Origin of the sequence: Actinoplanes subtropicus (genome assembly GCF_000721705.1) — a bacterium.
Taxonomy (GTDB): Bacteria; Actinomycetota; Actinomycetes; order Mycobacteriales; family Micromonosporaceae; genus Actinoplanes; species Actinoplanes subtropicus.
In genome coordinates this window covers 1-26818 of record NZ_JOJL01000061.1, presented here as the reverse complement: position 1 = coordinate 26818, position 26818 = coordinate 1, and the positions used below count along the sequence as shown (strand labels likewise).

25 protein-coding genes and 1 pseudogene are annotated in these 26818 nt (G+C 71.8%); 7 read left to right on the top strand and 19 right to left on the bottom strand.

Features of this window, described 5'->3' with window-relative positions:
• Positions 1–57 precede the first annotated feature (57 nt).
• From IH26_RS0149720 to IH26_RS0149670, 10 genes are all read right to left on the bottom strand, one after another.
• Positions 58–1719, bottom strand: a complete 1662-nt coding sequence (locus IH26_RS0149720) for a glycoside hydrolase family 43 protein (protein ID WP_030443332.1) — start codon at positions 1717–1719, stop codon at positions 58–60.
• Between the two features lie 23 nt (positions 1720–1742).
• Positions 1743–2534: an SGNH/GDSL hydrolase family protein gene (locus tag IH26_RS0149715; RefSeq protein WP_051809961.1), complete on the bottom strand. Its 792-nt coding sequence runs from the start codon at positions 2532–2534 to the stop codon at positions 1743–1745.
• Between the two features lie 63 nt (positions 2535–2597).
• The gene (locus IH26_RS0149710; protein WP_051809959.1) at positions 2598–3302 is read right to left on the bottom strand and encodes a nucleotidyltransferase domain-containing protein; all 705 of its coding nucleotides are present in this window, start codon (positions 3300–3302) and stop codon (positions 2598–2600) included.
• Positions 3271–3708, bottom strand: a complete 438-nt coding sequence (locus IH26_RS0149705) for a hypothetical protein (RefSeq protein WP_030443329.1) — start codon at positions 3706–3708, stop codon at positions 3271–3273. The genes IH26_RS0149710 and IH26_RS0149705 overlap by 32 nt, the downstream gene beginning before the upstream one ends.
• Positions 3709–3997: 289 nt before the next feature.
• Positions 3998–4666 (bottom strand): maleylpyruvate isomerase family mycothiol-dependent enzyme, encoded by a 669-nt coding sequence (locus tag IH26_RS0149695; protein WP_211268913.1) that lies wholly within the window; start codon positions 4664–4666, stop codon positions 3998–4000.
• Positions 4667–5033: 367 nt separating this feature from the next.
• Positions 5034–5663, bottom strand: a complete 630-nt coding sequence (locus IH26_RS0149690; RefSeq protein ID WP_157437825.1) for a hypothetical protein — start codon at positions 5661–5663, stop codon at positions 5034–5036.
• A 316-nt stretch (positions 5664–5979) separates the two neighbouring features.
• Complete coding sequence (locus IH26_RS0149685; protein ID WP_030443326.1) at positions 5980–7173, bottom strand: serine hydrolase domain-containing protein; 1194 nt, start codon at positions 7171–7173, stop codon at positions 5980–5982.
• A gap of 3 nt (positions 7174–7176) precedes the next feature.
• A complete protein-coding gene (locus IH26_RS0149680; protein ID WP_030443325.1) occupies positions 7177–8064 on the bottom strand; it encodes a hypothetical protein in 888 nt (295 codons plus the stop codon).
• Positions 8065–8376: 312 nt separating this feature from the next.
• On the bottom strand, positions 8377–8526 hold the full coding sequence (locus IH26_RS60810) for a hypothetical protein (protein ID WP_157437824.1): 150 nt from the start codon (positions 8524–8526) through the stop codon (positions 8377–8379).
• Entirely contained in the window at positions 8523–8942 is a 420-nt protein-coding gene (locus IH26_RS0149670; protein ID WP_030443324.1) for a hypothetical protein, read from the bottom strand. Before IH26_RS0149670 ends, IH26_RS60810 begins: the two co-directional genes overlap by 4 nt.
• Before the next feature lie 180 nt (positions 8943–9122).
• Between IH26_RS0149670 and IH26_RS0149665 the strand changes: the two genes are divergently transcribed.
• The gene (locus IH26_RS0149665; protein WP_030443323.1) at positions 9123–10235 is read left to right on the top strand and encodes an endonuclease/exonuclease/phosphatase family protein; all 1113 of its coding nucleotides are present in this window, start codon (positions 9123–9125) and stop codon (positions 10233–10235) included.
• A 44-nt stretch (positions 10236–10279) separates the two neighbouring features.
• Here the strand turns inward: IH26_RS0149665 and IH26_RS0149660 are convergent, their stop codons facing one another.
• Complete coding sequence (locus tag IH26_RS0149660) at positions 10280–11473, bottom strand: glycoside hydrolase family 53 protein (RefSeq protein ID WP_051809958.1); 1194 nt, start codon at positions 11471–11473, stop codon at positions 10280–10282.
• A 128-nt stretch (positions 11474–11601) separates the two neighbouring features.
• Between IH26_RS0149660 and IH26_RS0149655 the strand changes: the two genes are divergently transcribed.
• The gene (locus IH26_RS0149655) at positions 11602–12657 is read left to right on the top strand and encodes a LacI family DNA-binding transcriptional regulator (RefSeq protein ID WP_030443321.1); all 1056 of its coding nucleotides are present in this window, start codon (positions 11602–11604) and stop codon (positions 12655–12657) included.
• 228 nt (positions 12658–12885) lie between these two features.
• Here IH26_RS0149655 and IH26_RS0149650 read toward each other — a convergent pair whose 3' ends face one another.
• A complete protein-coding gene (locus IH26_RS0149650) occupies positions 12886–13602 on the bottom strand; it encodes a hypothetical protein (RefSeq protein ID WP_157437823.1) in 717 nt (238 codons plus the stop codon).
• An 87-nt stretch (positions 13603–13689) separates the two neighbouring features.
• Positions 13690–14133 (bottom strand): MarR family winged helix-turn-helix transcriptional regulator, encoded by a 444-nt coding sequence (locus IH26_RS0149645; RefSeq protein WP_030443319.1) that lies wholly within the window; start codon positions 14131–14133, stop codon positions 13690–13692.
• A 68-nt stretch (positions 14134–14201) separates the two neighbouring features.
• Between IH26_RS0149645 and IH26_RS0149640 the strand changes: the two genes are divergently transcribed.
• Positions 14202–14588 (top strand): tautomerase family protein, encoded by a 387-nt coding sequence (locus IH26_RS0149640; protein WP_030443318.1) that lies wholly within the window; start codon positions 14202–14204, stop codon positions 14586–14588.
• A gap of 1093 nt (positions 14589–15681) precedes the next feature.
• On the opposite strand, the gene IH26_RS0149630 is transcribed toward IH26_RS0149640, so the two are convergent.
• Genes IH26_RS0149630 through IH26_RS0149620 form a run of 3 tightly spaced genes read right to left on the bottom strand, consistent with a single transcriptional unit; the run spans position 15682 to position 19364 of the window.
• Positions 15682–16665, bottom strand: coding sequence for an Acg family FMN-binding oxidoreductase (locus tag IH26_RS0149630; protein WP_245666043.1), 984 nt, complete (start codon positions 16663–16665; stop codon positions 15682–15684).
• An 11-nt stretch (positions 16666–16676) separates the two neighbouring features.
• Positions 16677–17627: an Acg family FMN-binding oxidoreductase gene (locus IH26_RS0149625; protein ID WP_034217927.1), complete on the bottom strand. Its 951-nt coding sequence runs from the start codon at positions 17625–17627 to the stop codon at positions 16677–16679.
• A 51-nt stretch (positions 17628–17678) separates the two neighbouring features.
• The gene (locus tag IH26_RS0149620; protein WP_030443315.1) at positions 17679–19364 is read right to left on the bottom strand and encodes a GAF domain-containing sensor histidine kinase; all 1686 of its coding nucleotides are present in this window, start codon (positions 19362–19364) and stop codon (positions 17679–17681) included.
• Positions 19365–19520: 156 nt separating this feature from the next.
• Here IH26_RS0149620 and IH26_RS0149615 point away from each other — a divergent pair, with 156 nt between their 5' ends.
• The 4 genes from IH26_RS0149615 to cydC are packed head-to-tail and all read left to right on the top strand — an operon-like array spanning position 19521 to position 25228.
• Positions 19521–20915, top strand: a complete 1395-nt coding sequence (locus tag IH26_RS0149615; protein ID WP_030443314.1) for a cytochrome ubiquinol oxidase subunit I — start codon at positions 19521–19523, stop codon at positions 20913–20915.
• Positions 20916–20931: 16 nt separating this feature from the next.
• The gene (gene cydB / locus IH26_RS0149610) at positions 20932–21927 is read left to right on the top strand and encodes a cytochrome d ubiquinol oxidase subunit II (protein WP_030443313.1); all 996 of its coding nucleotides are present in this window, start codon (positions 20932–20934) and stop codon (positions 21925–21927) included.
• A complete protein-coding gene (cydD, locus tag IH26_RS0149605; RefSeq protein WP_030443312.1) occupies positions 21924–23549 on the top strand; it encodes a thiol reductant ABC exporter subunit CydD in 1626 nt (541 codons plus the stop codon). Before cydB ends, cydD begins: the two co-directional genes overlap by 4 nt.
• Complete coding sequence (gene cydC, locus IH26_RS0149600) at positions 23546–25228, top strand: thiol reductant ABC exporter subunit CydC (protein WP_063763906.1); 1683 nt, start codon at positions 23546–23548, stop codon at positions 25226–25228. Before cydD ends, cydC begins: the two co-directional genes overlap by 4 nt.
• On the opposite strand, the gene IH26_RS0149595 is transcribed toward cydC, so the two are convergent.
• The 3 genes and pseudogenes from IH26_RS0149595 to IH26_RS0149585 form a co-directional block, all read right to left on the bottom strand.
• Positions 25147–25815 carry an NADPH-dependent F420 reductase gene (locus IH26_RS0149595; protein WP_030443310.1) on the bottom strand — a complete coding sequence of 223 codons (669 nt, stop codon included), beginning with the start codon at positions 25813–25815 and terminating at the stop codon, positions 25147–25149. The genes cydC and IH26_RS0149595 overlap by 82 nt on opposite strands.
• Before the next feature lie 28 nt (positions 25816–25843).
• The gene (locus IH26_RS0149590; protein WP_030443309.1) at positions 25844–26281 is read right to left on the bottom strand and encodes a GyrI-like domain-containing protein; all 438 of its coding nucleotides are present in this window, start codon (positions 26279–26281) and stop codon (positions 25844–25846) included.
• A 132-nt stretch (positions 26282–26413) separates the two neighbouring features.
• Positions 26414–26818: pseudogene (locus tag IH26_RS0149585) on the bottom strand (aa3-type cytochrome oxidase subunit I); the annotation flags it as partial.

Sequence of the window (26818 nt, the reverse complement as noted above, 5' to 3'; positions counted from 1 at the left end):
AGCTTCAGGGTTCAATGCCCGGGCCGGGAGCGCCCCTCCCGGCCCGGACACCCCTCTTCACCCAGAGGTCCTGTACGAGGCGCGGTCGTAGTCGGCGAACCCGCCCTCGGCGCCCAGATCCTGCACCCACATCCCGGCGAACGCGCCGGTGAAGCCCCACGCCTCCGGCTCGCCCGCGACGACCGTCGCCGCGTACTCGTCGGACAGCGTGGTCGCGTCGAAGGACGGGCCGATCGCCGTCCAATCCGGCTCGGAGCGGTCGGGCTCCATCGCGTACGCGAAAGAAAGCTCCTCGCCGGCGAGCCGCAGCCGCAGGCCGATCCGGCGCCCGCCGGTCACCTCGACCCGGGCGTCGGGCACCGCCCGCACCGTGCCGCTGTCGCAGGCGAGCAGCCCGAGCACCGGCGTGCCGTCGTCCTCGGCCGACACGTTCAGGTAGTACCAGTTCCGGGTGTTGTAGTACGCCGTGATACCGGCAAGTTGCCGGTAGTTGCGGGGCGCGAACTCCAGCACCGCGTCGAACTCGCACGCGCGGGCCACCACCCGCCGCGCCACCAGGCTGGGCCGGTGCCGGCTCATCGGCGACTGGCCGCCGGTGATCCGCAGGAAGCCGGGCCGCGCGGTCAGCGACACCCAGTCCGGGGTGGCCGGCCGGCGCAGCGTCGACCAGTTCACGCCGAGCGTGGGCCCGTCGAAGTCGTCCGTCTCGCGTTCGTCGGAGGAGACCGGTCGCTCCGGCGGCACGGTCACGCCGAGCGGGGCCGGCACGGTGTCGGCCGGGATGCCGCCCTCGATCCGCGGCCAGCCCTCCTCGCTCCAGGTCACCTCCTGGATCGCCGACTCGCGACCGAGCACGCAGCGGCCGAGCGGTGAATACGGCCGGCCGACCAGGTGCGCGAGGTACCACTGCCCGGCCGGCGTCTCGACCAGGCTGCCGTGGCCCGCCTTCTGCAGGGCGAGGTGCGGGTGGCCGTTCGAGGTGAGCAGCGGGCCGGCCGGATCCGCCTCGTACGGCCCGAGGATCGCCCGCGACCGCGCGACCGTGACCTGGTGCTCCCAGCTGGTGCCGCCCTCGGCGGTGACCAGGTAGTACCAGCCGTCCTTGCGGTAGAGGTTGGGCGCCTCGGTCACCTTCGCCGCGGTGCCCCGGAAGATCATGTGTTCGGCGCCGGTCAGCTGCCGCAGCGACCGGTCGTACCGCTGGATCGAGATGCCGGCGAACCGGTTGTGGCCCGGCCGGGCGTCGGCGACCATCGACAGCATCCAGGTCGAGCCGTCCTCGTCGTGGAAGAGCGAGGCGTCGAAACCGCGCCCGTGCAGCACCACCGGATCGGACCACGGCCCGCTCACCGAGGGGGCGGTGACCAGGTAGTTCTGCGGGTCCCAGTAGCCGCCCGCGAAGGTCGCCACGTCGGTGTAGAGCAGGTGGAACTCGCCGTGCGCATAGGTGAGGCTGGGCGCCCAGACGCCGCCGGAGTCGGCGGCGCCGGTCAGGTCGAGCAGGCGTTTCTCATTCAGCGCGCCGCCCAGCGGCGTCCAGTCCACCAGGTTCGTCGAGTGATGCAGGCGTACGCCCGGATACCACTCGAAGGTCGAGGTGGCGATGTAGTAGTCGGCGCCCACCCGCAGGATCGACGGGTCGGGGTGGAAGCCGGCGAGCACCGGGTTCTGGATCGCGCGGCCGGTGACGGTCGCGGTCGTGGCCTCGGTGCTCGTCATGCTGACCCCTATCGTGCTTTGCCCTAGGTGTCCCGGATCGTAAGTTCCGTGACTCTATCGCAAGTTCCGGGCTGGCGGCGGATCTCGGCCACCACCATCTTCGCCAGAGTGGGGAACAGGTCGGTCGACCGGCGCAGCAGCCACCGGTTGCCCTGGGTCGCCATCCACCAGACCCGCTGGCCGACGGTCGGCTCGGGGTTGGTCGCCTCCAGCCCGGGCAGCGCCGGCACCGGATGCCCGGCGTCGCGCAGCGCGAGCGCGAACCGGTGGGCGAGCAGCCGGTGACCACGTTCGCTCGGGTGCAGCCGGTCCACGCTCCAGTGGTTGCGCTCGTAGGCCGACGCCGACCCGGCCAGGTCCACGTGAATCGTCCGGTAGTCCACCGCGATCCGGTCGAGGACCTCGTTGAGCGCCTCCATCCGGCGGCCCAGCGGCCGGGCGATCGCGCCCGGCAGCCCGAACATCCGCCCCGGGTCGGGCAGCCGGGCGGTCATCACCGTCGCGCCGCCCGCGGTCAGCCGCTCCACCATGTCGGTGAGGCGGTAGCCGAGGGCGACCGGGTCGAAGTCGCCGCGCAGCGTGTCGTTCATGCCGACCAGCACCGACGCGTGCGTCGGCCGCAGGTCGAGCGCCACCGGCAGCTGCTGGTCGGCCACGTCGCCGATCCGCGCTCCACTGGCCGCCAGATTGTGCAACTCGCATCCGAGCGTCTCGGCCAGGAGGACGGCCCAGCCCCGCCACCCGCCACCGGGCATGGGGTCCCCGTATCCGCTGGTGACCGAGTCGCCCAGTGCCGCGAACCTGATCATCACCATGGGTTCCACTGTGGCGGAATCGGACATGCGGCAGGTCACGCGGCCGTGACCGGCCAGCGAACTTCAGCGGTCCCCGGGGTCCGAACCCCGGTTTCTCCCCGGCGCGATGGCCCGGTAGCCGTCGAAGAGCGGCCCACCGGCGGCCGCCAGCACCTGTCTCGCCAGCGGCGCCGGGTCGTCGCGAGCCGCCAGCCACCGGCCGGCCAGGCCGGGGTCGTACTCCCGCAGCTCGCGCAGCAGCCACTTGCCACCGCTGATCCAGCGGCCGCCGAACGCCAGCGCGGCCTGAGCCGTCCCGGTCCACAGCGCCGATCCGATCACCAGGCGCTCACCGGGGTCGACGGCGTGCGTGAGGTCGTCGAGCGTGTCGGTCAGGGCGTACCGGAGCCGATCGCGTTCGGTCGCGGTCAGCGGGGGCGGCCCGTCGGCGAGCACCCGCGCGCACCGGGCCGGCAGGTCGCCCGGGTCACCGAGCAGCGGGACGCCGGTCGCGAGCATCCGGTGGGTGCTGGGCTTGCGCCGGGCCAGCTCGTCGGCGAGGAATCCGGCCAGCCCGTCCGGGGTGTGCACGAACAGATCGACCGGCCAGCCGCGGTGGTGCAGACTCTCCCGGTAGCCCGGACCCTCCGCCTGCAGCACCACAATGTCAAGATCCGAGCCGGCCGTACGGTGCGGGCCTAGCACGCTGCCGGTCAGGATCGCCCAGGTGGCCCCGGGAAACCGGCCGGCGACCAGCTCACCGGCGCTGCTGAGCGGGTCCGTGGTCACGGGCGGCCACCGGCTCGACGCTGATCCGGACGGTGAGCACGCGCGCCCGCACGCCCTCGCCGGACTCGTCCGTGACCAGCATGAGCGTCGCCTGCCGGGCGGAACCGGCCGGGGTGCGCCGGCCGACCAGCAGGTGGCCCTCCCGGGTGACCCGGGCCTCGCGCAGCGGCCCGCACAGCGGCTCCCACGCCTCGGCCGGCATCGTGCCCGGCTCGGACAGCTCCAGCATCGCCAGGCCGGTGCCGACGCCGGCCGGCCACCAGTCGAAGCCGTACAGCCAGCCGAACCGGGTCGGCCGCACCGGGGCGAGCTCGCCCTCCTGGTGGCCGATGGTTCCCACCCGGCCGGGATCGTCGGCGCACAGCGCCTCGATCAGCTCGGCCCACTCGTCGTCCCAGTTGGTCACGGGTTCCTCCCAGTACGGTCGGCAAGGAGCCGCGGCGCCGCGATCGCCTGCCGCGCGGCCGGATCGCCCTGCGCGAACTGGCCGCGCACCGGATCGCCCGGCTCGCCGCTCCGCCCGACGCTGTGCATGGCACACGCTAACGCGGCAGCTCAGCCCCGGTCGATGTCGGAAATCTGCAGCCCCGGTCGGGTAACCATCCACGGTTGCCGGGTATCCACGCCTTCTTGGCCGGATGGGTCGCCTTCTCGTGCCGGCTGCGTCGCCTGCTGACGGCCGGCGCGAGCCGTTCCTACAGCCAGGGGCCGAGGCGGGGCACGAGCCCGCCGCCGGCGCCGGCGACGTCGCTGGTCTCGCGCCCGGAGAGGTACGCGGCGAGTCCCGCCGCCGTCCCGTGCACCTCGTTGACCGGCTCCCCGGGAATCGTCCACCGCCGGTCCTGATCGGTCGCGACCAGCACCAGCCCCTCGCCGTCCCGCTTGGCCGCGATGTCATCGATCAGCGACGCCAGGAAGTCGCCGGGCAGGTCCCCGAACCCCACACTGGCGGCGAGGTCGACCGCGTGCACCATCACCTCGCGCGATCGCATCCAGGGAATCTCCTCCCCGGTGACCTCCCGCCCCTGCCGGGTCCGGATCGGCTGCGCCCACTGCGACTCGGTGAGCCCGGCCAGCGACGCGTCGAGCGCGACGGCGGTCTCCACGACCCGGTCCCGCAACTCGGCGACCGGCAGCTTGGCCGTGCGCTCGATGTCGTCGTCCCGCTGGGTGGGCGACGAGTACATCGGGGTCTCCACCCCCGTGCGCGCCCAGGTGGCCAGATTCATCAGCGCCTCGGCGTTCAGCGAGACGTGCGCGATCAGGTGCTTCCCGCTCCACCCCGGGAGCGCGCACGGCTCGCTCAGTTGCGCGTCCGGCACCGCCTGCAACGCTCCCAGCAGCAAGGTCGTGCCTTCAGCCATCCACCGCAGGCTGTCCGCCCGGCTCCGAGTCATGCCACTACCCCAACACAGATTCCCGCCCCGGGCCAGCGTCCACCCGCCCGTGTGACCGCTCCCGGCGAGTCGCCCCGGCCATCGCCGCACCCGCTCCCGGCGTGTCGCGCCGGCGGTCCGCTTTGCCGCCGTGAGCGCTCACGGGGAAGGCGGCCGCCGGTTTCGCGGTCTTGTGACCGCTCACGCGAGAGACGCGCTACGGCCTTTCGTGGCACTTGGTTGCGAGGAGCGGCGGGGACGGATCAGATCGGCGGGAAAGGTGCTGCCTCGTACGTGGGCATGGTCCTGGGGGTTTGCATGGGTTTCGATTCGGTGCTGCCGCTCCCCGAGTACTTCAGAAGACCAGGATCCGATCGAGTTTGCGGATCGCGGTGGCGGCGATCAGGTTCAGCGAACGCTGGTCTTTGCGCGGCGCGTTGACCAGCAGGATCGTCACCGTGACGCCGCGGCGGGCGACCGAGATCAGCCGGCCCTGGATGGTCATGTTCACCGCGGCCGGCCGCACCGTGAAGGCCAGCCCGGCAGCGGCGTCACCCAGTCGCGGGACGCGCATCGGAGACAACCGAAGCACGGCCGCACCGCCGGCGTCGTTGAGGTTCCGGCACCGATGCGGGGCCGCCGCGATCCCGGCGACGATCGCGCGGGCCATGCGCGGCCCGGTAGCGGAGAGCGTCTCGAACAACATCGGCCCGGGGATGCCGCGGATGAACGTGGCCTGCGCGGTGTTCACGCTGCCGTGCGAAACCTGGCGATCGCAAATGTTCGTATCGGTGGCGAGGTCCGAGACGAACGCCATCGAACCGCTCGCGTCGGAGGAGTAGCCACCGGGCAGGTCGGCCGCGGTGAGCAGCGCGTTCCGCAGCGGGACCGGGCGGGGGAGAGCGGCGTCCGCGGCGAGCGGGGCCGCCGCGAGCAGAAGCCCGGCCATCAGACCGCCGAGCACTTTATACCGAAATCTCAGCATTCCTGAAAGCTAGCCGGACGGCGGCCCGAAGACCGGGAGATCACCTGCGCACGGCACGCACGGGTGATCGAGCGCAAACCATCCAGCTCAGACGAAAGGCCCGGACCTGTCGCGTAGGTCCGGGCCTTCCGGTGCCGTCCCTCTCCTCAGGATTGGCGATGGCACCCCACGCGGGGGGTCGGCGCGTGGGATGTCATCGGCCGGTGAGAGTGGGTTGGCCGTTCCGCCGGGGGCGTGCGCCGCCAGGTCCTCCTTCGGTCTCTCGAGCGGGTGTCAGGCACGGTGGTGCCCTCGGCGGACATCAACGGGTGAAGGTCTAGCGAGTTGTCGCGAAGTGATCCGCTATCCGGCGCAGCGCGGTGACCGTCTCGCGGTCGCGGGCCTCGTCGTCCTGGGTGGGCCACGCGCTGGTCTTGACGATGACCACGTCGGCCGAGTGGTCGACGAACAGGTACTGGCCGTGCACGCCGAGGCCGGTGAACGAATCGAAGCAGGACGGGCCGAGGGTCCACCACTGGTTGCTGTAACCGTAGTGCGCATAACCGCTCGGGCCGAGCGCGCCGACCGCCAGTTGGGGCTGATCGCACCCGCGGCTGCGGCGTACCCAGTCGCGCGGGACGACCTGCCGGCCGGCCACCACGCCGTCGTTCACCATGAGCATGCCGACCCGGGCCAGGTCGCGAGCGGTCGCGTTCAGCGAGCCGCCGCCGATGGCCGAGCGCGGGCGGGCCCGGGTGAGCCAGTAGTACGCGTCCCGATCGGCGCCCAGGTGGCGCCACAACCGATCGGAACAGTACCGCGCCAGCGTGGTGCCGGCGGCGGCCTCGAGCACCCAGCCGAGCACCTGGGTGTCGAAGGTGGAGTAGTTGAAGTGCTCGCCCATCGGGGCCGTGCGGGGCGCGCCGCGGACCACGGCGGCCACGTCGCCGCCGCCCATGATGGCCTGTTCGAAGCGCTTGATGCCGGCGTCCGGCACGTCCCACACCTCGAGGTCGCCGACGCCGCTGGTCATGTTGAGCAGGTTGCCGATCGTGACGTCCTCGTACGCCGTGCCCTTGAAGTCGGGGCGGAAGTCGGCGACGCGGTCGTAGAGCCCGTCGATGGTCCCCTCGTGCAGGGCGATCCCGACCAGCAGCGACGTGATCGACTTGGAGACCGAGAACAACTGCATCCGGGTACGCGGCCCGGCGAACGCGCCGGGGTAGTACTCGTGCACGATGCGGCCGTTGTGCACCACCACGAAGCTGGTCGTGTTCGTCCGCTTGTGGAGCTCGGCGAGGCTCCGGTCATGCCCCTCGAACCGGTAGGTCAGGTCGAGGTGGTGGGGGTCGTGATGCAGGGGACGGTGCACCTCGCCGCGGGCCACCCGTTCCGTCGGCATCAGCCAGTTCATGTGAGTGAAGGTCCACTCGTTGAACGGCCGCCGCATGATGAGGTCGCCTTGCCGGTCCCACCAGGAGGGCTGGGGGGCCGCGCTGGGGGTCGCGGGCCGCTCCGTGGTACTGGTCATCGGTTACTCCCCGTGCTCAATCGGTTGCGTTGCGCTCTCGAACAACTCACGAAGAGCGGGGCCCCTTGGTTCATCGGCGGGCACCAGATAGCTGCTCATGATCCCGAGGATGGCCATGCCGGCGACGTTCTCCCCGGAGCCCTCACCGAGCAGGTCGGACCCGGGATCGCCGAGTTGCCGGACGGCGAAACCCTCGACGATCGCGGCCAGGATGTTGGTGAACTGTTCGAGGGTGATCCCCTCGCGTAACCGGTAACCGCGGGCGGCGATCGTCTGCTCGTACACCTTCGACCAGGGTTCGAGGGCGCCGGCGTAGTTGCTGGCGATCGTGTCGTGGATGCGGTCGTTGCGGTCGGCGGTGGCGCACACGATCAGCTGGAGCCGGAACAGCGGCATCCGGCAGATGGCCATCACCTCGTGCAGGATGGAACGGTCGACGGCGTCGACGAAGCTCTCGTCGGACGCCAGCCAGTCGCCACGGGTCTCCAGCTCGGCACCGTACTGGGGGTCGTAGTTCATGGCGTGGAACAGGAAGGCGAGCAGGTCGTTCAGGTAGTCGTCGTGGCTGGCCCAGGTCGAACGGTACGGCCCGGTGCCGCGCTGACGCAGGAACGGCGGCTCGAGGCCGGCCACCTCGCGGGACAGCGCCCGCTCCGACAAGAAGCTCAGACCCGACCAGTACTCCTTGCAGCCGTCGGCCCGGGCGGTGACCACGGTGGGTGCGCCGAGGTTGCGCTCGACGAGATTCGCCCCGGCCTTCAGGTACGAGGCGACCTTCAGCGAGTTCACCAGGGCCGCACGGGTCGACTCCCGGACACCCTTCACCCGGGTGACGATGCCGGAAAAGTCCTGGCTGTAGGGGTAAGGCAGGTCTTTCTTGCCGTACGTCATGACCTGATTCTGGTCCGAATCCAGGCTTCTTCAAGTGCGCACATGCGTAGTACTCGGAGGCTACGCCTCGTCAATGTTGATAATGGGGCTTAACCAATAGTAGTCGTGACGTAGCTCTATGAAGTTTCAGCAGCTTGGCGTCGCGCCTTTTGCTCACGCGAAAAGCCCTCGATGCGGCGCCGAGCCAGAAACGAAAGAAGAAAAAGCCCATATCGTACGAGCGGAAGACGAGTCCCCGGCGTGCCGGAGCCGCTCGCCGCACCAACATCTCCGACCCCGGCTGCCGGGCGGGCCCGGCCCAAGACCTGAAATTCAATCGAAGAGCGACGACTGCCGGGAGAAACGGACTATCACGCCGGCCTCGGCGGCCGGCGGCGGCGCGTTGTCGGCGACCACCACCTGCGCGCCCGCTCCCGCATCGGCCGGCCACCGGGACAGATGCTGGTACACCCGCTCGATCACAACTGCCAGGCCAGCGCGATCAGCGTCCGCGCGCCCGACGACGCCGCCGAACAGGGCTCGCCGAACGAGAACGGCGTCAGGTTCTCCGCCACGCACAGCACCCAGCGCCGCAGGTGGTGGCCGTGGCGCCCGGCGGCGGCCAGGGCCGACTCGAACGACTCACGGATCTGCGCCTGCTGCGAGCGGGTGACCACCGGCCAGAAGTACTTGGACTGCCAGAAGACCACCATCCCGGCCAGGTTGCCGAGCAGCACGTCGATGCCCCAGTCGCCCGGGTGCACGGCGGCGATCAGCATGGCCAGCATCTGCTCGAAGTCGTCCCGTGCGCCGGCCAGGTTGCCCGCCCGGATCTGATGGGCCGCGAAGTTGATCGGAGGCTCACCGGCGGCGAGCCTCGCGGTGGTGGCGGACGACATCACCCCTCCCGGCTGCGATCATGATTGCGGCGACCCCGATGATCACTGTTCCCCGGACGAGTGACCTGCTGCAATCGATCGAGCACCCAAAGTAATAGGTTCCAAGATTCTTCACCCGCCATTGGTCGCCAACCCCACTGCCCGATGTCCACTGCCGACAGTCTCGCCCCAGGAGGGTCGATGCGGATCGCCGCCTTCAACGTGGAGAACCTGTTCAACCGCGCGCGGGCGCTCGATCAGCGGACCTGGTCGGCCGGGCGGCCGGTGCTCGAGGCGTACGAGCGGATCTGTGCTCTGCTCGAGGAACCGGTCTACGACGAGACCACCCAGCGGGAGATCCTGCGCGAGCTCGGCCGGCTCGGGCTGCGCAACGGCGACACGGCGAAGTTCGCCCGGCTGCGGCAGAACCGGGGACGGCTGCTGCGCCGCTCCCGGGACGGCAAGGTGACGGTGGTCGCCGAGGGCCGGGCGTCGTGGATCGGCTGGGTGGAACTGACCACCGATCGCTGCGACGAGCTGGCCCTCGAACACACCGCCCGGGTGCTGCGCGACGTGCGCGCGGACATCGTGGGCGTCATCGAGGCGGAGAGCCGGTTCGCGCTCAAACGGTTCGCCGACGCGGGCGTCGTGGCGGACGGGCGGCCGCGGTATCCGCACGTCATGGTGGTGGACGGCAACGACGAGCGCGGGATCGACGTGGGCGTGCTGTCGGCGGCCGGGTACCCGCTGGTCGGGCAGCAGAGCCACGTGGACGACGTGGACCACGTGGGGCGGGTCTTCAGCCGGGACTGCGCGGAGTACCACTTCCGGTCGCCGCGCGGGACGCGGGTGGCGGTGCTGGTCAACCACTTCAAGAGCAAGGGGTACGGCGGGAAGGTCGCCTCGGACGCGATCCGCCGCCGGCAGGCCGTACGCGTCGCGGAGATCTACCGCGGTCTGGTGGCCTCGGGCATCGAGCACGTGACGGTGGTCGGCGACCTGAACGACACGCCGGAGAGCGAGCCGCTGGCGCCGCTGCTGAGCGGAACCGATCTGCGGGACATCTCGGCGCATCCGGGGTTCGAGGACGGCGGGCGGCCGGGAACGTACGGGTATTGCACGGCACGGAACAAGCTCGACTACGTCTTGTTGTCGCCGGCGCTGTACAGCGCCGCACGCGGTGGCGGGATATTCAGGCGCGGCGTGTGGGGCGGCAAGCGGGGAACGCTGTGGCCGATCTACTCGACGATGACGGCGGCCGTGCACGCCGGATCGGACCACGCCGCCATCTACGCGGACATCGACCTGGACTGAGCCGCGTGCCCTGCTCGATGGTCCCCCGAGCAGGGCGATGGCGGTCAGGGACGGCGGTAGGCGCGGAGCGACGGGAGGGCGTGGCCGGTGAAGTCGAACTGGGTCAGGTTGTCGTTGGAGGCCTCGGCGCCCGGCTCCCAGCCGACCCCCGGGATCCACTCCGGCTCCCAGACCATGAAGCCGAGGCCCTTCCCGTCCGGCACCTGGGCCAGCACGTCCCGCACCGCCTCGTAGAACGCGGCCTGGCCGGCCGGGGTCGCCGGGAAGCGGTCCGCGTCGGGGAGGTAGGTGCCCGGGCCGACGATGTTGCCGCGGCCGTCGCCGTCCTCGAACGTCCAGGGGTAGGAGACCTCGGCGAGCAGCACCGGCTTGCCGTAGCGGCTCACCGAGTCGTTCAGGTTGGCCTCGAGGTCGGCGATCGAGCCGTGCCACATCGGGTAGTACGACTGGCCGATGATGTCGAACGGGACGCCGTGAGCGCTCACGTTGTCGAAGAACCACCGGGTGTCGCCCATCAGGCCGCCCTTGTCGATGTGCAACATGGTGCGCGGGCGGTGGCCGCCGCAGCCCTCGAGCGCGCCCTCGGTGCCGGCCTTGAGCAGGTCGGTGAACGCCTCCCACTGCTGGGTGCCGTCCGGCAGGTACAGCTGGCCGGCCGGCCACAGGAGGCCGTTCGTGATCTCGTTGCCGATCTGGATGATGTCGACCGGCGTGCCCTGGGCGGCGAATTCGCGTACGAGGGAACGGGTGTAGGTCTTGATCTTGACCTTGAGGCTCGCGAGATCGGTGGGCCAGCTCGCGGGCGGGTACTGCTTGCCGGGGTCGGCCCAGAAGTCGGAGTAGTGCGGGTCGAGCAGGATCTTCAGGCCGGCTCGCTTGGCCCGCCTGGCGAGGGCGAGCGCGCGGGCCTTGTCGCTGTAGCCGGCCGGTGGGTCGACCCAGACGCGCATGCGCATGAAGTTCGCGCCCTGCCGGGCCAGGATCTCCTCGGCCGGTCGGACGTGGCCGGCCGGATCGGTGTACTTGACGCCGGCCTCCTCCAGCTGCGGCAGGAAGGACAGGTCGGCGCCGCGAATGCCGAGCGCGGCCGGCGGTTTGGCGGCAGACGCGGTGGATGGCCCGGTGGCGAGCGCGGTGGATGGCTTGGCGGCCGCGAACGCTTGCGCGGGAACGAGCGTGGACAGGGCTATTCCGCCGGCCCCGGCGAGAAAACCGCGGCGGCTGAGAGCGGACGGCATCGATGACCTCCAGGATGCGGGAGACCGTGAGCGCTCACGGTCTTATGTCGTACCGCGAATGTCAAGGGCGTACTCCGCCGTCGGCGGGCTATCGTGCAGGCGTTCCACGCGAGGAAGGACAGGCGACGATGCCGGACGACGCGCCCGCACACCCGAAATCGCGCGGCGCCGCCCGCCGGGCCCAGCGCCGCGGCCCCACCATGGAGGACGTCGCGTCCATCGCCGGCGTCTCCCGCGGCACGGTCTCGCGTGTGCTCAACGGCGCCCACCACGTGAGCGCCGCCTCGCAGCAGGCGGTCCGCGAGGCGATGCGGCAGACCGGGTACGTGCCGAACGAGAGCGCCCGCAGCCTGGTCACCAAGCGATCGGGGGCGATCGCGTTCGTGCTGTCCGAGCCGCCGGACCGCCTGTTCGAGGACCCGGTGCTGGGCGGCCTGCTGCGACTGTGCACGCAACTGCTCGGTGTGCACGGGCGCAGCCTGATGCTGATGCTCGCGGGCACGCCCGAGGAGCGCGACCGGGTGCTCGACTTCGCGCGCGGCGGCCACGTCGACGGCGTGCTGCTGGTGTCCATGCACGACGGCGATCCGCTGGCCGCCGCGCTGGTCGACACGAGCGTGCCGGTCGTCGTGTGCGGGCGGGCGCCGGTCGGCGGCCCGCCGCTGCCGTACGTCGGCGCCGACGACCGGGGCGGGGCCCGAACAATGACGCAGTACCTGGTGGCACAGGGTGCACGGCGCCTCGCGATGGTGGCCGGCCCGGGCGACACGGCCGGCGGAGTGGAGCGGCTGGCCGGCTTCAAGGACGTGCTCGGCCGCCGGGCGAACAGGCGGGCGATCGTCTGCGCCGCGGCGTACAGCATCGAGGCCGGCCGAGAGGCGATGAGCCAGCTGCTGCGAACCGCACCCGACCTGGACGCGGTGTTCGTCGCGTCGGATCTGCTGGCCGTCGGGGCGTTGCAGGCGCTGGCCGCGGCCGGCCGCCGGGTGCCCGAGGACGTCCTGGTCGGCGGCTTCGACGACTCGACGATCGCGGCCGCCACGACTCCACCGCTGACCACCATCCGGCAGCCGTTGTCGCAGGTGGCCGGCGAGCTGGTCGAGATCCTCCTGGATCGGATCGGCGGCCGGCCGGTCTCGTCCCGGGTGCTCCCGACAACCCTGGTACGCCGCGAATCAGCCTGACCGAACTTGGCCGTGAGCGCTCCCGACCGTTCACGCTGATCCGCCGCGAATCAGCCTGACGGCCGTGGCCGTGACTGCTCCTGATCGGTCACGCTGGTCTGCCGCGTATCAGTCCAGACAGCTTGCGGCTCTGAGCGTTCGTGACCGGCCTTCCGGCCTGGCGGCTCCTCGTCGCTCCGTGAGCGCTCACGGTCGCGCAGCCCTTGAGCTGCCGGACATCGTGAGCGCTCACGGCCGGACGGCGCCCGGGCCCCTGAACTTCGGGAGCATTCCGGCTTTGCGCGTTGCCTGGCTGCTCGCGGCGTCTGGCGGCAAGACTGGTCTCATTCGCTCACGAACAAGCCGAAGCAGGATCAGGACCACTCCGAGGACCGCGCCCGTCCAGATCGTTACCGCGACAGGTCCGGCCATCCGGCTATCGCCCGGCAACGGCAACACGATCAGGTTGAGTACCGCGCCGAGCGGCACCACCAGAGCCGCCAGTGCTCCCGTGATCCCGCCCCGTCGGGCCAGCACGCCGAGCGCCCCGAGCGGCATGCCGAGCACGAGCGCCCGGACCAGCCAGAACCGCACCTGGTACGACCAGCCGTCCCAGCCGTCGGCGAACAATCCTTGGACCCCGTAGAAGGCGACCGTCGCCATCGAGAGCGCGACAAATCCCGCCAGGGCGCCCAAGAACGGCCGCGGCGGGTTGCCCGCTACCGCCACTGCCGCGGAGGCGCTCGCCGGCGTGCCCGTCGGTGGTGGCTGTCGCGCGCGGCTCACCAACCATCCCGCCAGCACCGCGGTCGCCGCCCAGGCCCAGCCCGAGTCCAGGATCAGGCTGACGAACTCCGACGCCTGCGACCATCCGCTCCGGTCGGCCCGGGCCTTGCCGACCTCGTTCAGGATGGGCGGAACGCTGTCGGCGAAGCCCGTCCCGGCACCCAGCGCCAACCCGGTCAACGCCGCCGCAACCAATCCCCGTATCGACCGCACCGCGTCACCGTAGCGGCATCGGTCACGACGAGGAACGTCCGCTTCAGCGGCGACCTAACTCGCGGCGTCGGACACGGCCGCCTCGTAGGCGAGCAGGGTGTTCACGACCAGCCGCTGCTGATCGGTCGTGAGCGTTTCCAGCACCTGGCGCCACGCCTGCGCGAACGGTGACAGCCACTCCGAGACGGCCGGCCTCGACTGTTCGGTGATGTCGACGATTCGCCGGCGCCGGTCGTCGTCGTCCTCCCGGCGGTCCAGCACGCCCTTGCGGCTCAGGTCGGCGACCAGCAGGCTCACCGTCGTCGGCGCCACCTCCAGGCGCGCGGCCAACTGCGACACGGTCTGCGGGCCGTCGAGCAGCAGCAGCGACAGCAGCGACAGGTGCCGCGGCGCCAGCTCGAACGATCGCAACTGATCGGGCGGCGTGATTCGCTTGGCGCGCCCGACCAGCCGCGGGAACAGCATGATCAGCTCGCGGACGGCGTCGTCGGTTGACACCCTGCGTCCACCCCTTTAGCTTTGTCATCAAAGGCAATTTGACATCAAAACCATCTTAGGGGTACGCCATGCCGCACCTCACCGTGTACGCGCCCGAGCCCGCCCTGGCCGGCCGCGAGGCGCCGTTGATCGCGGCCCTGACCGAGGCGGTCGTCGAGGTGTACGGCGAGTGGGCTCGCGAGATCGCCGTCGTCCTGCTGATCGGAGTGCCGCCGGGCCGCTGGGGTCAGGGCGGCAGGCCGATCGATGCGCCGGCCCCGCGGGTCACGTTCGGCATCCGCGCAACCGTCTTCGATCGTCCCGACGCCGCGGAGATCCTGTCCCGCCTGACCGCCGGCGTCACAGAGGCGATCGCTTCCGTCCTGGGCGACCACTTCCGATCGGACGTGACCGTCGAGTTCGTGGGAGCCCCGGACGGCCATACCGGCGTCGGCGGGGTGCTGATCGCTCACTGACCGGCGCCGGGAGGGACCGGCCGGGAACCGTCGCCGCGATGTGGTCCGTCGGTCACCCTTTCGCGCCAGAAGGGGGACGCGGCCCACACACCCCCACGTGTTCGCTTCATCCTGTCCCGCACAGGGTCGTCGAGGCAGGAGAAGAGATGAGATCGGTAAGGGTGTGGATTCGTGCCGCGGGTGGGGTGGCCGCGGTGGCGCTCACACTGAGCGGGACGTCCGCCTGCGGTGGATCGGGATCGCCGTCGAGCGCGGCCGCCGGGCAGAACGCGGCTGCCGGAACGTCCGCGGATTCCGGAGCCGGCGCGAATTCCCGGACGGGCGCGAATGCGGGGGCGAGCGCGGGCACGGGCGACGCTCCCGGAAAAGCCATCAACGCCACCGGCGTCTCGGGCGACTCCGCCGGCGCCGCGCCCACGTTGCCCGACGGCCGCAGCGCCGTCTACCTGACCGGCCTGGACACCGCCAAGAAGACGACCACGTTCGACCTGATCGAGTTTCTGACCGGCGCCGCGGCCAAGGCCGAGTGGAAGAAGGAGCACCCCGATCAGCCCGACGGCCCGGACAACGACTACCTGATCGTCAACAACAACAAGAAGCTGCGGACCCTGCCGGTCGACCCGAAGGCGAAGGTCGTCGTGCTGGCCACGCTGGGCGGCACCGACACCAGGATCGTCACCTTCACCGCCCTGCCCGCCTTCCTCAAGCAGCGCGACAAGGGCATCACCCCCACCCCGCCGCAGATCTCGGGGCCCGAGAAGAGAGATGGCCCGAGAAGAGAGATGGCCCGAGAAGAGAGATGGCCCGAGAAGAGAGATGGCCCGAGAAGAGAGATGGCCCTGACACGCGAAAATGCCCTGCCGGGAAGACCGGCAGGGCATCGGGGAGGGACCTGCAGACGAGCCAGCGGTTCTTCCGCACCAGCGGCAGCCGGGCCCAGAGCCGGCCAAGACGAATCCGAGGGCGACCCCCAGCACGGCGAGGGTCCGGGCGGCGGCGTGGGTGAGCATGGAACCGGGGGCCTCGACCTGCTCGAGGTGGGCCGCGTGGGTCCGGCCGGTGATCGTCGTGGCGCTCTCCTTCGAGTCATCTCCTACGCCTCTGACTCTGCTCCGGCCCCTTCCGTACCAGCCGGGCCGTCGCTACCGGCCGTCCCGGGACCAAAGTCCCGAACCACCTCGGCCGGTTCCCGGCGCGGCGTCGGCACGCCCGGCGTGCCGTACCCGAAGCGCACCACGATCTGCGGGAACCCACTGCGGCCCAGCGACCGGCGCAGCTGGCCGCGGGCGGCCGGCACCTCGATCGGCTGACTGATCATCGACGTCTCCAGGCCGGCCGCGACGGCGGTGAGCAGCACCCGCTGCAGCGCCTGGCCGGCCACCGTCTGGTCCACCGGGAGGTCGCCGGGCGAGCCGACGATGCCGATCAGCGGCTCCGGCTCGTAGTCCTGCCCGTCCGCCCGTCGCCGGTCGTTGAAAAGCCGCTGCGGCAGCAGGTCGGACGGCTCGGGCAGCGGCGCGCCGGCGGCGATCGGCACGGCCTCCCGCAGCGACGCGAGGGCCTGCTGGTAAGCGCTGTCCCGGCGCAGCACCCGGTCGGCGCTCCGCGCGATCTCGGCGAACCCGGTCAGCGCGGTCGTGCCGACCAGCAGGTCGAGCCAGCCGCCCTCGTCGCCTGCGGCGGCGATCAGCCGGGCCCGGATCCCGGACGGCACCGGGTCGGGCCAGAACGGGCCGCGGTTGGAATGCCGGCGCGGGATCGCCGCGTAGAGCTCCCGCTCGGCCTCGGTCGGCGGCCGCAACCCGAGGAGGGCCAGCCGGGCGATCACGCCGGGGGAGGGGTGCAACCGGACCGTCGCGGGACGCCCGGCGGCCGCGAGCGCCAGCCGGGCGTTGTAGGTGGCCGCACCGCAGGCGATCCGGGTGGCCCAGCCGTCGTGGTCGACGACGGGCACGCTGCGCGACGGGTCGGCCAGGATCTCGATCGCGCCGCCGGTCAGCCGGAAGCGCCACGGCTGGCTGTTGTGCAGCGACGGCGCGCGGACCCCGGCGGCGGACGCCCGGTGGAGATCCTCCACCGAGTAACCGGTCACTGCTGCTCGACGACGGTGATCACGTCACGCGGATCGCGGCGCGGGGTCGGCGGCGGGGGCGGCGCGTCCGGCAGGTAGCCGAGGCGGACCACCACGTACGGCTCGCCGATGCCGGAGATCAGCCCGCGCACCAGCGTGCGCGGCCACTCCACCTCGATCGCGTCGCTGATCACCGAGGTGGACAGGCCGTCGGCGGTGGCCCGCAGCAGCAGCGCGGAGAGCGCCTCGCCGCCGCGCAGCAGCTCGGTGGGCGTGTCCGAACGACCGAACAGGATCACGTACGCCGTGCCCTGGTCATGCTCGTCCCCGCTGGGCAGCGCGGCGGAACCGGCCGGGTCGAAGTCGCGGATCGGCACCCGGCGCAGCTCCTGCCGGACGCCGGCCGCGGGCGGCACGCCGTCGCCGGTGAAGTCCGGCCGGTTGGTCCAGCGGGCGAGTTCGGCCTGGTAGGCGGGGTCGTCGCGCTCGGCGGCGGCGGCCCGCTCGGCGCTGATGCCGAGCTCGGCGACCTGGTCCGGGCGTACCACATGAAGGTAGGCACCCTCCGCCTCGACCAGCCGGCGCAGCGTGGTCAGCTCCTCCTCGGTAACCGCTTGCCCGCCGAACGAGCGCCGATCGCTGTGCCGCTCGGGAATGGCCGCCGCAAGATCAACCATCGTGGGGGCGGCCGGACCCTCGACCTGAATCCTTGCCAGGAAATTTCCGGAAATCTCTCGTGAAACGGACACTGCGCGTCCGGCGGCGGCGAGCGCCACCCGGGCATGGTGCAGCGCCGCACCACAGCTGAGCAGCAGCAGCCGCCCCTGCTTGTCGACCGCGTCGAGCTGCCGCGCCGGGTCCGCGAACAGCTCCATCGTGGTCCCGGTGATCCGCCAGGACCACGGCTGGGTGTTGAAAACCGACGGTGCGTGCTGGGCCGCCCGGGCCGCGTCTTCGAGCGCTGTCATGACACCAACGATGGCGTACGGGATCAGCACGCGCCCAGGGCCGAAGGTCCCTTACTCGATCGGCGCCCGCCAGGTCACCACGGTCCCCGCGCCGTTCGGCCCGGCGGTGATCTCGAAGGTGCCACCCAGGTCGCTGGCGCGCTCGCTCATGTTCACGATCCCGCCGCGGGCGCCGGCCGGGTCCGCCCCGATCCCGTCGTCCTCCACCCGCAGCACGACCTCGTGCTCTCCCGCGCGCACCGACACCCGCACCCGGGACGCCTGGGCGTGCCGGGCGACGTTCGCCAACGCCTCCCGCAGCACCGCCATCAGCTCGGGCACGATGTCGTCCGGGACAGCGCTGTCCACCGGGCCGATCGTGTCCAGCACCGGCCGGAACCCCAGGGGCCCGGCGGCCGCCTCGACCGTCTCGTGCAACTCGCCGCGCAGGGAGGGCCCCACCGGCGTACGCAATTCGAAGATCGACCGCCGGATGTCGCGGATCGTGGCGTCCAGGTCGTCGACGGCCGCGTTGATCCGGGTCACCGCCTCGGGCCGGGCCGCGTGCGGCACCGCGCCCTGCAACTGCATGCCGGTGGCGAACAGCCGCTGGATCACCACGTCGTGCAGGTCCCGGGCGATCCGTTCGCGGTCCTCCAGCACCGCGAACTGCTCCCGCTGCTCCTGCGCCCGGGCCCGCTCCAGGGCGAGCGCCGCCTGACCGGCGAAGGTGGACAGCAGCACCGCCTCCTCGTCGTCGGGGACCCGATCGGGCGGCTGGGCGACGATCAGCATGCCGCGCAGCGTCTCGGTGGCGGTCAGCGGCGCGGCCAGCGCGGGCCCCTCCGGGACCGGCGCCGGCCAGTCGGTGACCGCGGCGAGGCTCTCCACCACCCGGTACTTCTCCTGGCCCAGCTCGGTGTCCGCGCCGGCCGGGACGCGCCGGCCGGCCAGCCCGTCGGCGCCGTCGGCCACCTCGATCGTGTAACAGCCGGCCTCGTCGTCGTAGAGCAGCACCATGACCAGCTCGGAGCCGGCCACCTCGCGGGCCCGCCGGGCGATCAGCCGCAGCGCCTCGTTGCGGCGCACCTGGCCCAGCAGCACCCCGGTGATCTCGGCCGCGGCGGCCAGCCAGCGTTCCCGGCGCTGGGCCAGCGCGTAGAGCCGGGCGTTGTCGATCGCCACGCCGGCCGCGGCCGCCAGGGCCACCACGATCTCCTCGTCGTCCTGGCTGAACTCGGCGGCGCCCTGCTTCTCGGCCAGGTACAGGTTGCCGAAGACGTGGTCCCGGATGCGCACCGGGACGCCCAGGAAGGAGTGCATCGGCGGGTGGTGCGGCGGGAACCCGTACGACTGCGGATGTCTGGTGATGTCCGGCAGCCGGACCGGGTGCGGATCGGTGATCAGCACCCCCAGCACGCCGCGGCCGCGCGGCAGGTCGCCGATCCGGGCGTGGGTTTCGGCGTCGATGCCGTGCGTGATGAAGTCGATCAGCTCGGTGCGATCGGCGCCGATCACGCCGAGCGCGCCGTACCGGGCGCCGACCAGCGCGCAACCGGACTCGACGATGCGTTGCAGGGTGCTGCGCAGGTCGAGGTCGGTGCCGATGCCGACCACCGAGTCGAGCAGGGCGCGCAGCCGTTCCCGGCTGGCCATCACCTCGCCGACCCGGTCGAGCATCTCCTGCAGCAGCTCGTCGAGCCGTACCCGGGACAGCGGGCCGAGGCCCAGCGACGGCGCTTCCGCACGCTCCGACATGAGGTCACACTATCGGGCCGGAAGATCGCGGACACCGTCCATCACGGGTGAGGCGGTGCGCCGGGTGGCCAAACCGGCTGACGGGACCTTCGGCCCTGCCGCCGCTGCCGGGTTGATCGCAAGACTCCTGGGCGAACCCGTGGAAAGGACCCGCCCGTGGACACGCTCGATCTGGCGCGGTGGCAGTTCGGGATCACCACCGTCTACCACTTCCTCTTCGTGCCGATCACGATCGGCATGTCGGCCCTGGTGGCGGGCCTGCAGACCGCCTGGGTGCGGACCGGCAACGAGCATTACCTGCGGGCCACCAAGTTCTGGGGCAAGCTGTTCCTGATCAACTTCACGATGGGCGTGGTCACCGGCATCGTGCAGGAGTTCCAGTTCGGCATGAACTGGAGCGCCTACTCGCGGTTCGTCGGCGACATCTTCGGCGCGCCGCTGGCGATCGAGGGGCTGCTCGCGTTCTTCATGGAGTCCACGTTCCTCGGACTGTGGATCTTCGGCTGGGACCGGCTGCCCCAGCGCGTGCACCTCGCCACGATCTGGCTGGCCTCGATCGGGACGATGCTCTCGGCGTACTTCATCCTCGCGGCCAACTCGTGGATGCAGCACCCGGTCGGCTACCAGGTGAACCAGGCCGCCGGCCGGGCCGAGCTGAAGAGCATCGGCCAGGTCTTCACCAACTCGACGACGCTGGTGACCTTCCCGCACACGATCAGCGCCTGCTTCCTGACCGCCGGCGCGGTGCTGCTCGCGGTCAGCGCCTGGCACCTCAAGCGCCACAACCAGCCCGAGGTGTTCCGGCCCGGCCTCAAGCTCGGCGCCTGGGTGGTGCTGATCTCCGCGGTCGCCGTCTTCGTCTCCGGCGACGCGCAGGCCCGGGTGATGACCGAGCAGCAGCCGATGAAGATGGCCGCGGCCGAGGCGCTCTGGGACGACTCCGCGCCGGCCAGCTTCTCGATCTTCACGGTCGGCACGCTCAACGGCGACGCCGACGTGTTCAGCGTGCGCATCCCCAACGTACTGTCGCTGCTCGCCACCGGAACGCCCGACGGGAACGTCGAGGGAATCAACAACCTACAGCGTGCGTACGAGCGGAAGTACGGTCCCGGCGACTACAAGCCGAACATCCCGGTCGCCTACTGGTCGTTCCGGCTGATGATCGGCTTCGGCGGGCTGGCGGCCCTGGTCGCGCTGGCCGCCCTCTGGTCCACCCGCGGCGGCCGGACCCCGCGCAACCGCTGGCTCTGGCTCGCCGGGGTGATCGCGATCGGCCTCCCGCTCGCCGCCAACTCGTTCGGCTGGATCTTCACCGAGATGGGCCGCCAGCCTTGGACCGTCTTCGGTGTCTTCAAGACCGCGCAGAGCGTCTCACCCTCGGTCAGCACCGGCGACGCGGCGATCTCACTGATTGTGCTGACCGTCCTCTACGGCATTCTCGCCGTCGTCGAGGTGGGTCTGTTCGTCAAGTACGCCCGGGCCGGTGCGCCCGAGATCCCGCCGGACTCGGACGACGAGTCGCCGGACCGCCCGCTCGCGTTCGCGTACTGACCACAGGAGTCGACAAATGGAGCTCACCACCGTCTGGTTCGCGCTCATCGCCGTGCTCTGGGCCGGCTATTTCCTCCTCGAGGGCTTCGATTTCGGCGTCGGCATCCTGTTGCCGGTGCTGGGCCGGGACAATCGCGAGCGCCGGCTGCTCATCAACACCATCGGCCCGGTCTGGGACGGCAACGAGGTGTGGCTGCTGGTCGCCGGCGGCGCCACCTTCGCCGCCTTTCCGGAGTGGTACGCGACGCTGTTCTCGGGCTTCTACCTGCCGCTGCTGATCATCCTGGTGGCGCTGATCGTCCGCGGGGTCGCGTTCGAATACCGCGGCAAGCGGGACGACGAGCGCTGGCGGCGCCGCTGGGACCGGTGCATTTTCGCGGGCTCGCTGATTCCGGCCGTTCTCTGGGGTGTGGCCTTCGGAAACATCATTCGAGGTGTACGCCTGGACGAGCACCACGAATATGCCGGCACGTTCTTCGACCTGCTGAACCCGTACGCGCTGGCCGGCGGCCTGACCACGCTGACGCTCTTCGTGCTGCACGGCGCGGTTTTCCTCGCCCTCAAGACCGACGGCGAGACGCGGGAACGGGCCGGCGCGCTCGCCGCCCGGCTGGCGCCCGCGGCGATCGGGGTGGCCGGCGGGTTCCTGGCCTGGACCGCGATCGCGCACCGCGACGGGGTCGGCCTGGCGCTCTTCGTGGCGGCGGCGTTCTGCCTGGGCGGCGCGGCGGTGGCGACCCGGGCGCGGCGCGAGGGCTGGGCGTTCCTGGCCACCGGGGCGACGCTGGTGCTCGCCGTCTTCGGACTGTTCGTGACGCTGTTCCCGGACGTCATGCCGTCGACGATCGCGGCCGCCAACAGTTTGACGGTGCACAATGCGTCGTCCACGCCGTACACGCTCAAGGTGATGACCTGGGTGGCGGTGTGCTTCACCCCGATCGTGCTGCTTTACCAGGGCTGGACGTACTGGGTGTTCCGCAAGCGCCTCTCGGTCGAGAAGATTCCGGCGTGAGGCCGCTGGATCCCCGGCTGCTGCGGTACGCGCGGGCCAGCCGGTGGTATCTCGGGGCGACGGTGGCGCTGGGCGTGCTGTCGGCCGTGCTCATCGTCGGGCAGGCGTCCCTTCTCGCGTACGGGATCAGCGCGGTCTTTCTCGACGGCGCCACGGTGACCACGCTGATGCCGGCGCTGCTCGCATTGGCGGCGGTGACTGCCGGACGGGCGGCGGCCGGCTGGGCCCAGGAAACGGCGGCGGTCCACTCGTCGGCCGCCGTCAAACAGGAACTCCGCGGGCGGCTGTTGGCTCATGCGGCCGCCCTCGGGCCCGGCCGCGGACCGGCGACCGGCGAACTCGTCGCGCTGGTGACCCACGGGCTGGACGCGCTGGACGCCTATTTCGCGCGCTACCTGCCGCAGTTGGTGCTGGCGGCCCTGGTGCCGGCCGTGGTGCTGGTCCGATTGGCGCCGGCCGATCCGACGGCGACGCTGACCGTCGCGGTGACCCTGCCGCTCATTCCGGTGTTCATGGCGCTGGCCGGGATGCACGCCGAGGCCGCCAACCGGCGGCAGTTCCGGCTTCTGGCCCGGCTGTCGCACCATTTCCTCGACGTGGTGGCCGGGTTGTCGACGCTCAAGGTGTTCGGGCGGGCGGGGGCGCAGATCGAGAACATTCGCCGGGTCGGGGAGGAACAGCGGCGGGTGACCATGCGTACGCTCCGCATTGCTTTTCTTTCGTCCTTGGTCCTGGAATTGCTGGCCACGCTGTCGGTGGCGCTGGTCGCGGTGGGGATCGGGTTGCGGCTGGTGTCGGGGCACCTCGATCTGCGGACGGCGCTGCTGGTGCTGATCCTGGCGCCGGAGGCCTACCTGCCGCTGCGGCAGGTGGGGGCGAACTATCACGCGAGCGCCGAGGGGCTGGCCGCGGCGTCGTCGGCCTTCGAGATCCTTTCGTCGGCGTCACCATCGTCCGGCTCGGCGCCGGTGCCATTCGGGGCGATCGCATTCGAGGATGTGGTGGTTCGTCATCGGGACGCGGACGCCCTGCGCCTGTCCACCGTCATCGAACCCGGTTCCGTCGTGGCGCTGACCGGGCCGAGCGGGTCGGGGAAGTCGACCGCGTTGAATGTGCTGCTCGGATTCGCGTCCGGTGACTCCGGGCGGGTCACGGTGGGTGGTGTTGATCTCGCGACCGTCGACGCCGCGGCGTGGCGTTCGTCGATCGCCTGGGTGCCGCAGCGGCCGTATCTGGTGGCGGGAACAATCCGGGCAAACATCGCATTAGGCGCCGGCTCGCCGGATATGTCGGATATTGTCCAGGCGGCCCGGGATGCGGGGGCGCACCACTTCGTCGTCGACCTGCCGGACGGCTACGACACCGTGCTCGGGGACGACGGGGCCGGGCTCTCGGCCGGGCAGCGGCAGCGGATCGCGCTGGCCCGGGCCTTCCTGCGGGACGCGCCGATCGTGCTGCTGGACGAGCCGACGGCCAACCTCGACGCGGTGACGGCCGGCTCGGTGATGGGCGCGATCAGGCGGCTCGCCGCCGGTCGGACGGTGCTGATGGCGGCGCACCGGCCGGAGCTGATCGCGCTGGCCGACCGGGTCGTCGACCTCACCCCGGCGGGTGTGCGATGAGGGCTCGGTTTCTGCTGGCGGTGCTGGCCGGGGCGGGTGCGGCGGGGGCCGCCGCGGGGCTGATGGCTACCTCGGCGTTCCTGATCTCGCGGGCCGCTCTGCATCCGCCGGTGCTGCACCTGATGGTGGCCATCGTGGCGGTGCGGGCCTTGGGCATCGGCCGGGGCGTGCTGCGCTACGCCGAACGGCTCGCCGGCCACGACGCGGCGTTGCGCGCGCTCGGGCGTACCCGGATCAAGGTCTTCACCCACCTGGCGAAGGTCGCCCCGGCCGGCCTGGCCGGTTTCCGCCGCGCGGACCTCGCGCAGCGGCTGGCCGGCGACGTGGACGCGGTGCTCGACCTGCTCACCCGGGTCGTGCTGCCGTACGCGGTGGCCCTGCTCGTCGGCGCCGGCTCGGTGCTGCTGGTCGGTGCTCTGTCCATTCCGGCCGGCGTGGCCCTCGCGCTCGGGATCCTGCTGGTCGGCGTGGGGGTGCCGGTGCTGCAGGCGCGGGCGGCGCGGCGGGCCGACGGGCGGCTCGCCCCGCTGCGGGGCGCGCTGGCGACCGGGACCGCCGACCTGGTGCACGGGCTGCCCGACCTGATCGCGTACGGCGCGGTCGAGGCCCGGCTGGCCGCCCTCGCCGCGACCGGGGCCGAACTGCGCCGCGCCGAGCGGCGATCCGGCGTCCTGGCCGGGCTCGCGGCGGCGGTGACCACCGGGGCCACCGGGATGTCACTGCTCGTGGGGCTGGCCGCCGGCGCGGTCGCGGTGCGTGGCGGTGTGTTGTCCGGGGAGTTGCTGGCTGTGGTCGTGCTGACGCCACTCGCCGTGTTCGAGACGGTCGGCGCGCTCCCGGTGGCCGCCCAGCGTCTCGCCGCCGGCCGGGCCTCGATGCGGCGGCTGCGCGAGGTGCTTGACGCGCCCTCGCCGGTGGCCGTGCCCGACGCGGCGGCTGCCGTGCCGGCCGGGCCGCACACCTTACGGCTCGACCATGTGAACGCCGGATGGCTGCCCGGGCGGCCGGTGCTGCGCGACGTGTCGCTGACCCTGGCGCCGGGGGACCGGGTGGCGCTGACCGGGCCGAGCGGCTCGGGCAAGAGCACCGTCGCCGCGCTGCTCGTCCGGTTCCTCGACCCGACCGCCGGCCGGGCCACGCTCGGCGGTGTCGACCTTCGGGCCCTCGACCCGGCCGAGGTGCGCAGGGTGGTCGGCTACCTGCCGGAGGACGCGTACCTCTTCGACACCACGATCGCCGCCAACCTGCGGATCGCCCGGCCCGCCGGCACCGACGACGAATTGCGGAAAGCGCTTGCCTCGGCCCGGCTCGCGGACTGGGTCGACACGCTGCCCGACGGCCTGGAGACGGCGGTGGGGGAGCACGGCATGGCGCTCTCCGGCGGTCAGCGCCGGCGGCTCGCGCTCGCCCGGGCGCTGCTGGCCGGCTTCGAGATCCTGATCCTGGACGAGCCGACCGAGCACCTGGACGACGAGACCGCGGCGGCGCTGACCGAGGATCTGCTGGCCGCCGCCGCCGACCGGACCGTCCTGCTGATCACCCACCGCCCCGGCATCGCCGCCCTGGTCGACCGGGTCGTCCGGCTGGGCGCCGAACCTCAGCGCCGGGCGGCGGCCACCGCGGCGCGGACCTTCTCGGCGCTCGCCGGGGTGCCGGTCGGCTCCGGCCAGGTGCCGTAGGGCGGGCCGTACGCGGGCTGGCCCGGCTCCACCCGCCAGCTCTCGGCGAGCGGGCCGACGTCCACCGCGTCGTAACCGATCGCGTCCAGGAACTCGGTCGCCGTGCGCTTCGCCGCGGCGTCGTCCCCGGCGATCGTCAGCGAGCTGCGCTCGGCGTCGCCGGCCGGGCGGGGCAGTGTGGCCAGGTGCCCGTGGAAGATGTTGTTGAAGACCTTGACCAGCCGGGCCGGGCTTAGCTGCCGCTGCTCGAGCTCGGCGCTGGTCAGCTTGCCCTCGTCGAGCTCGGCGAAGGCGCCGTCCCGCTCCGGGTAGTAGTTGTTCGTGTCCAGCACCACCTTGCCGGCCAGTTGCGCCACCGGCAGCTGGGTGTGCGCGTGGAACGGCACGCTCACCACCACGATGTCGCCGGCCTCGGCCGCCTCGGCGGCGGTGGCGGCGCGGGCCTTCGGGCCCAGCTCGGTGACCAGCTCCGCGAGGGTCTCGGGGCCGCGCGAGTTGCTCACCACCACGTCGTAGCCGGCCGCCACCGCGAGCCGGGCCACCGTGCCACCGATCAGTCCGCTACCGATGAATCCCACAGTCGTCATAACCCGTGCCAACGCGCCCACGGCGGGCTCATTCCGTGAGGTAGCACACCTCGACCTCGAGGCGGGCCGGGTCGTCGTGGTGCGGGCCGTAGACCTCCCAGCGCGGACCGGTCGTGGCCAGGCCGTGCCGAGCGCACCAGGTCTTGACGGCGTCGTGCGCCGCGCCGAGCCCGCTGTACGGCCCGCGGTGCACGGTCGAGGCGACGCGGCCGGCGGGCAGTTCCGAGGCGACGACCGGCTCGGCCAGCGGCGGGCCGTCGTAGAGGACGCCGATCTCGACGTGCGGGACGTTGTCGAGGTAGAGCATGACGTTCGGGCAGCCGCGGGTGATGCCGGCCGCGTGCAGGGCCGCCCACACCTGGTCGAGCAGGCCCTTCCAGACCCGGGGGAACTCGCCCCACGTGGTCACCGCGGGCACGACCGCCGTGGGCCGCGCGGCCATCGTGGTCACCGTCACCTCATGCATGGCAGGCATGATCCCGCGCCGGGCCGCATGATCGCCACGGCCGCCCGGCCAGGTGATCGCCGCGATCGATCAGTCGAAGTCGTAGCCGGTGGCCGGCACGTGCGTCGCCTCGAATCGAGCCGTTCGCACCGCTCAGTGGCCGGTGCTGAGGTCCTCCTGGTACGTCGCGCCGCCGTCGGACTCGTGCGTGAGCGGGCGGGCGCCGCCCTCGGGCGGGCCGGCCAGGGACTGTTCGCCGGCCGCCAGGTGCGGGAACTTCGCGTCGAAGGCGGGCCGTTCCGAGCGGATGCGCGGCATGCGATCGAAGTTGCGCAGCGGCGGGGGCGTGGACGTGGCCCACTCGAGTGAGTTGCCGTGTCCCCAGGGGTCGTCGGCGGTCACGACCAGACCGGCCTTGTACGACTTCCACACATTGTAGATGAACGGGAGCGTGGCGGTGCCGAGGACGAACGAGCCGATCGTCGAGAACGTGTTCAGGAAGGTGAAGCCGTCCGACGCCAGGTAGTCCGCGTACCGCCGGGGCATGCCCTCGGTGCC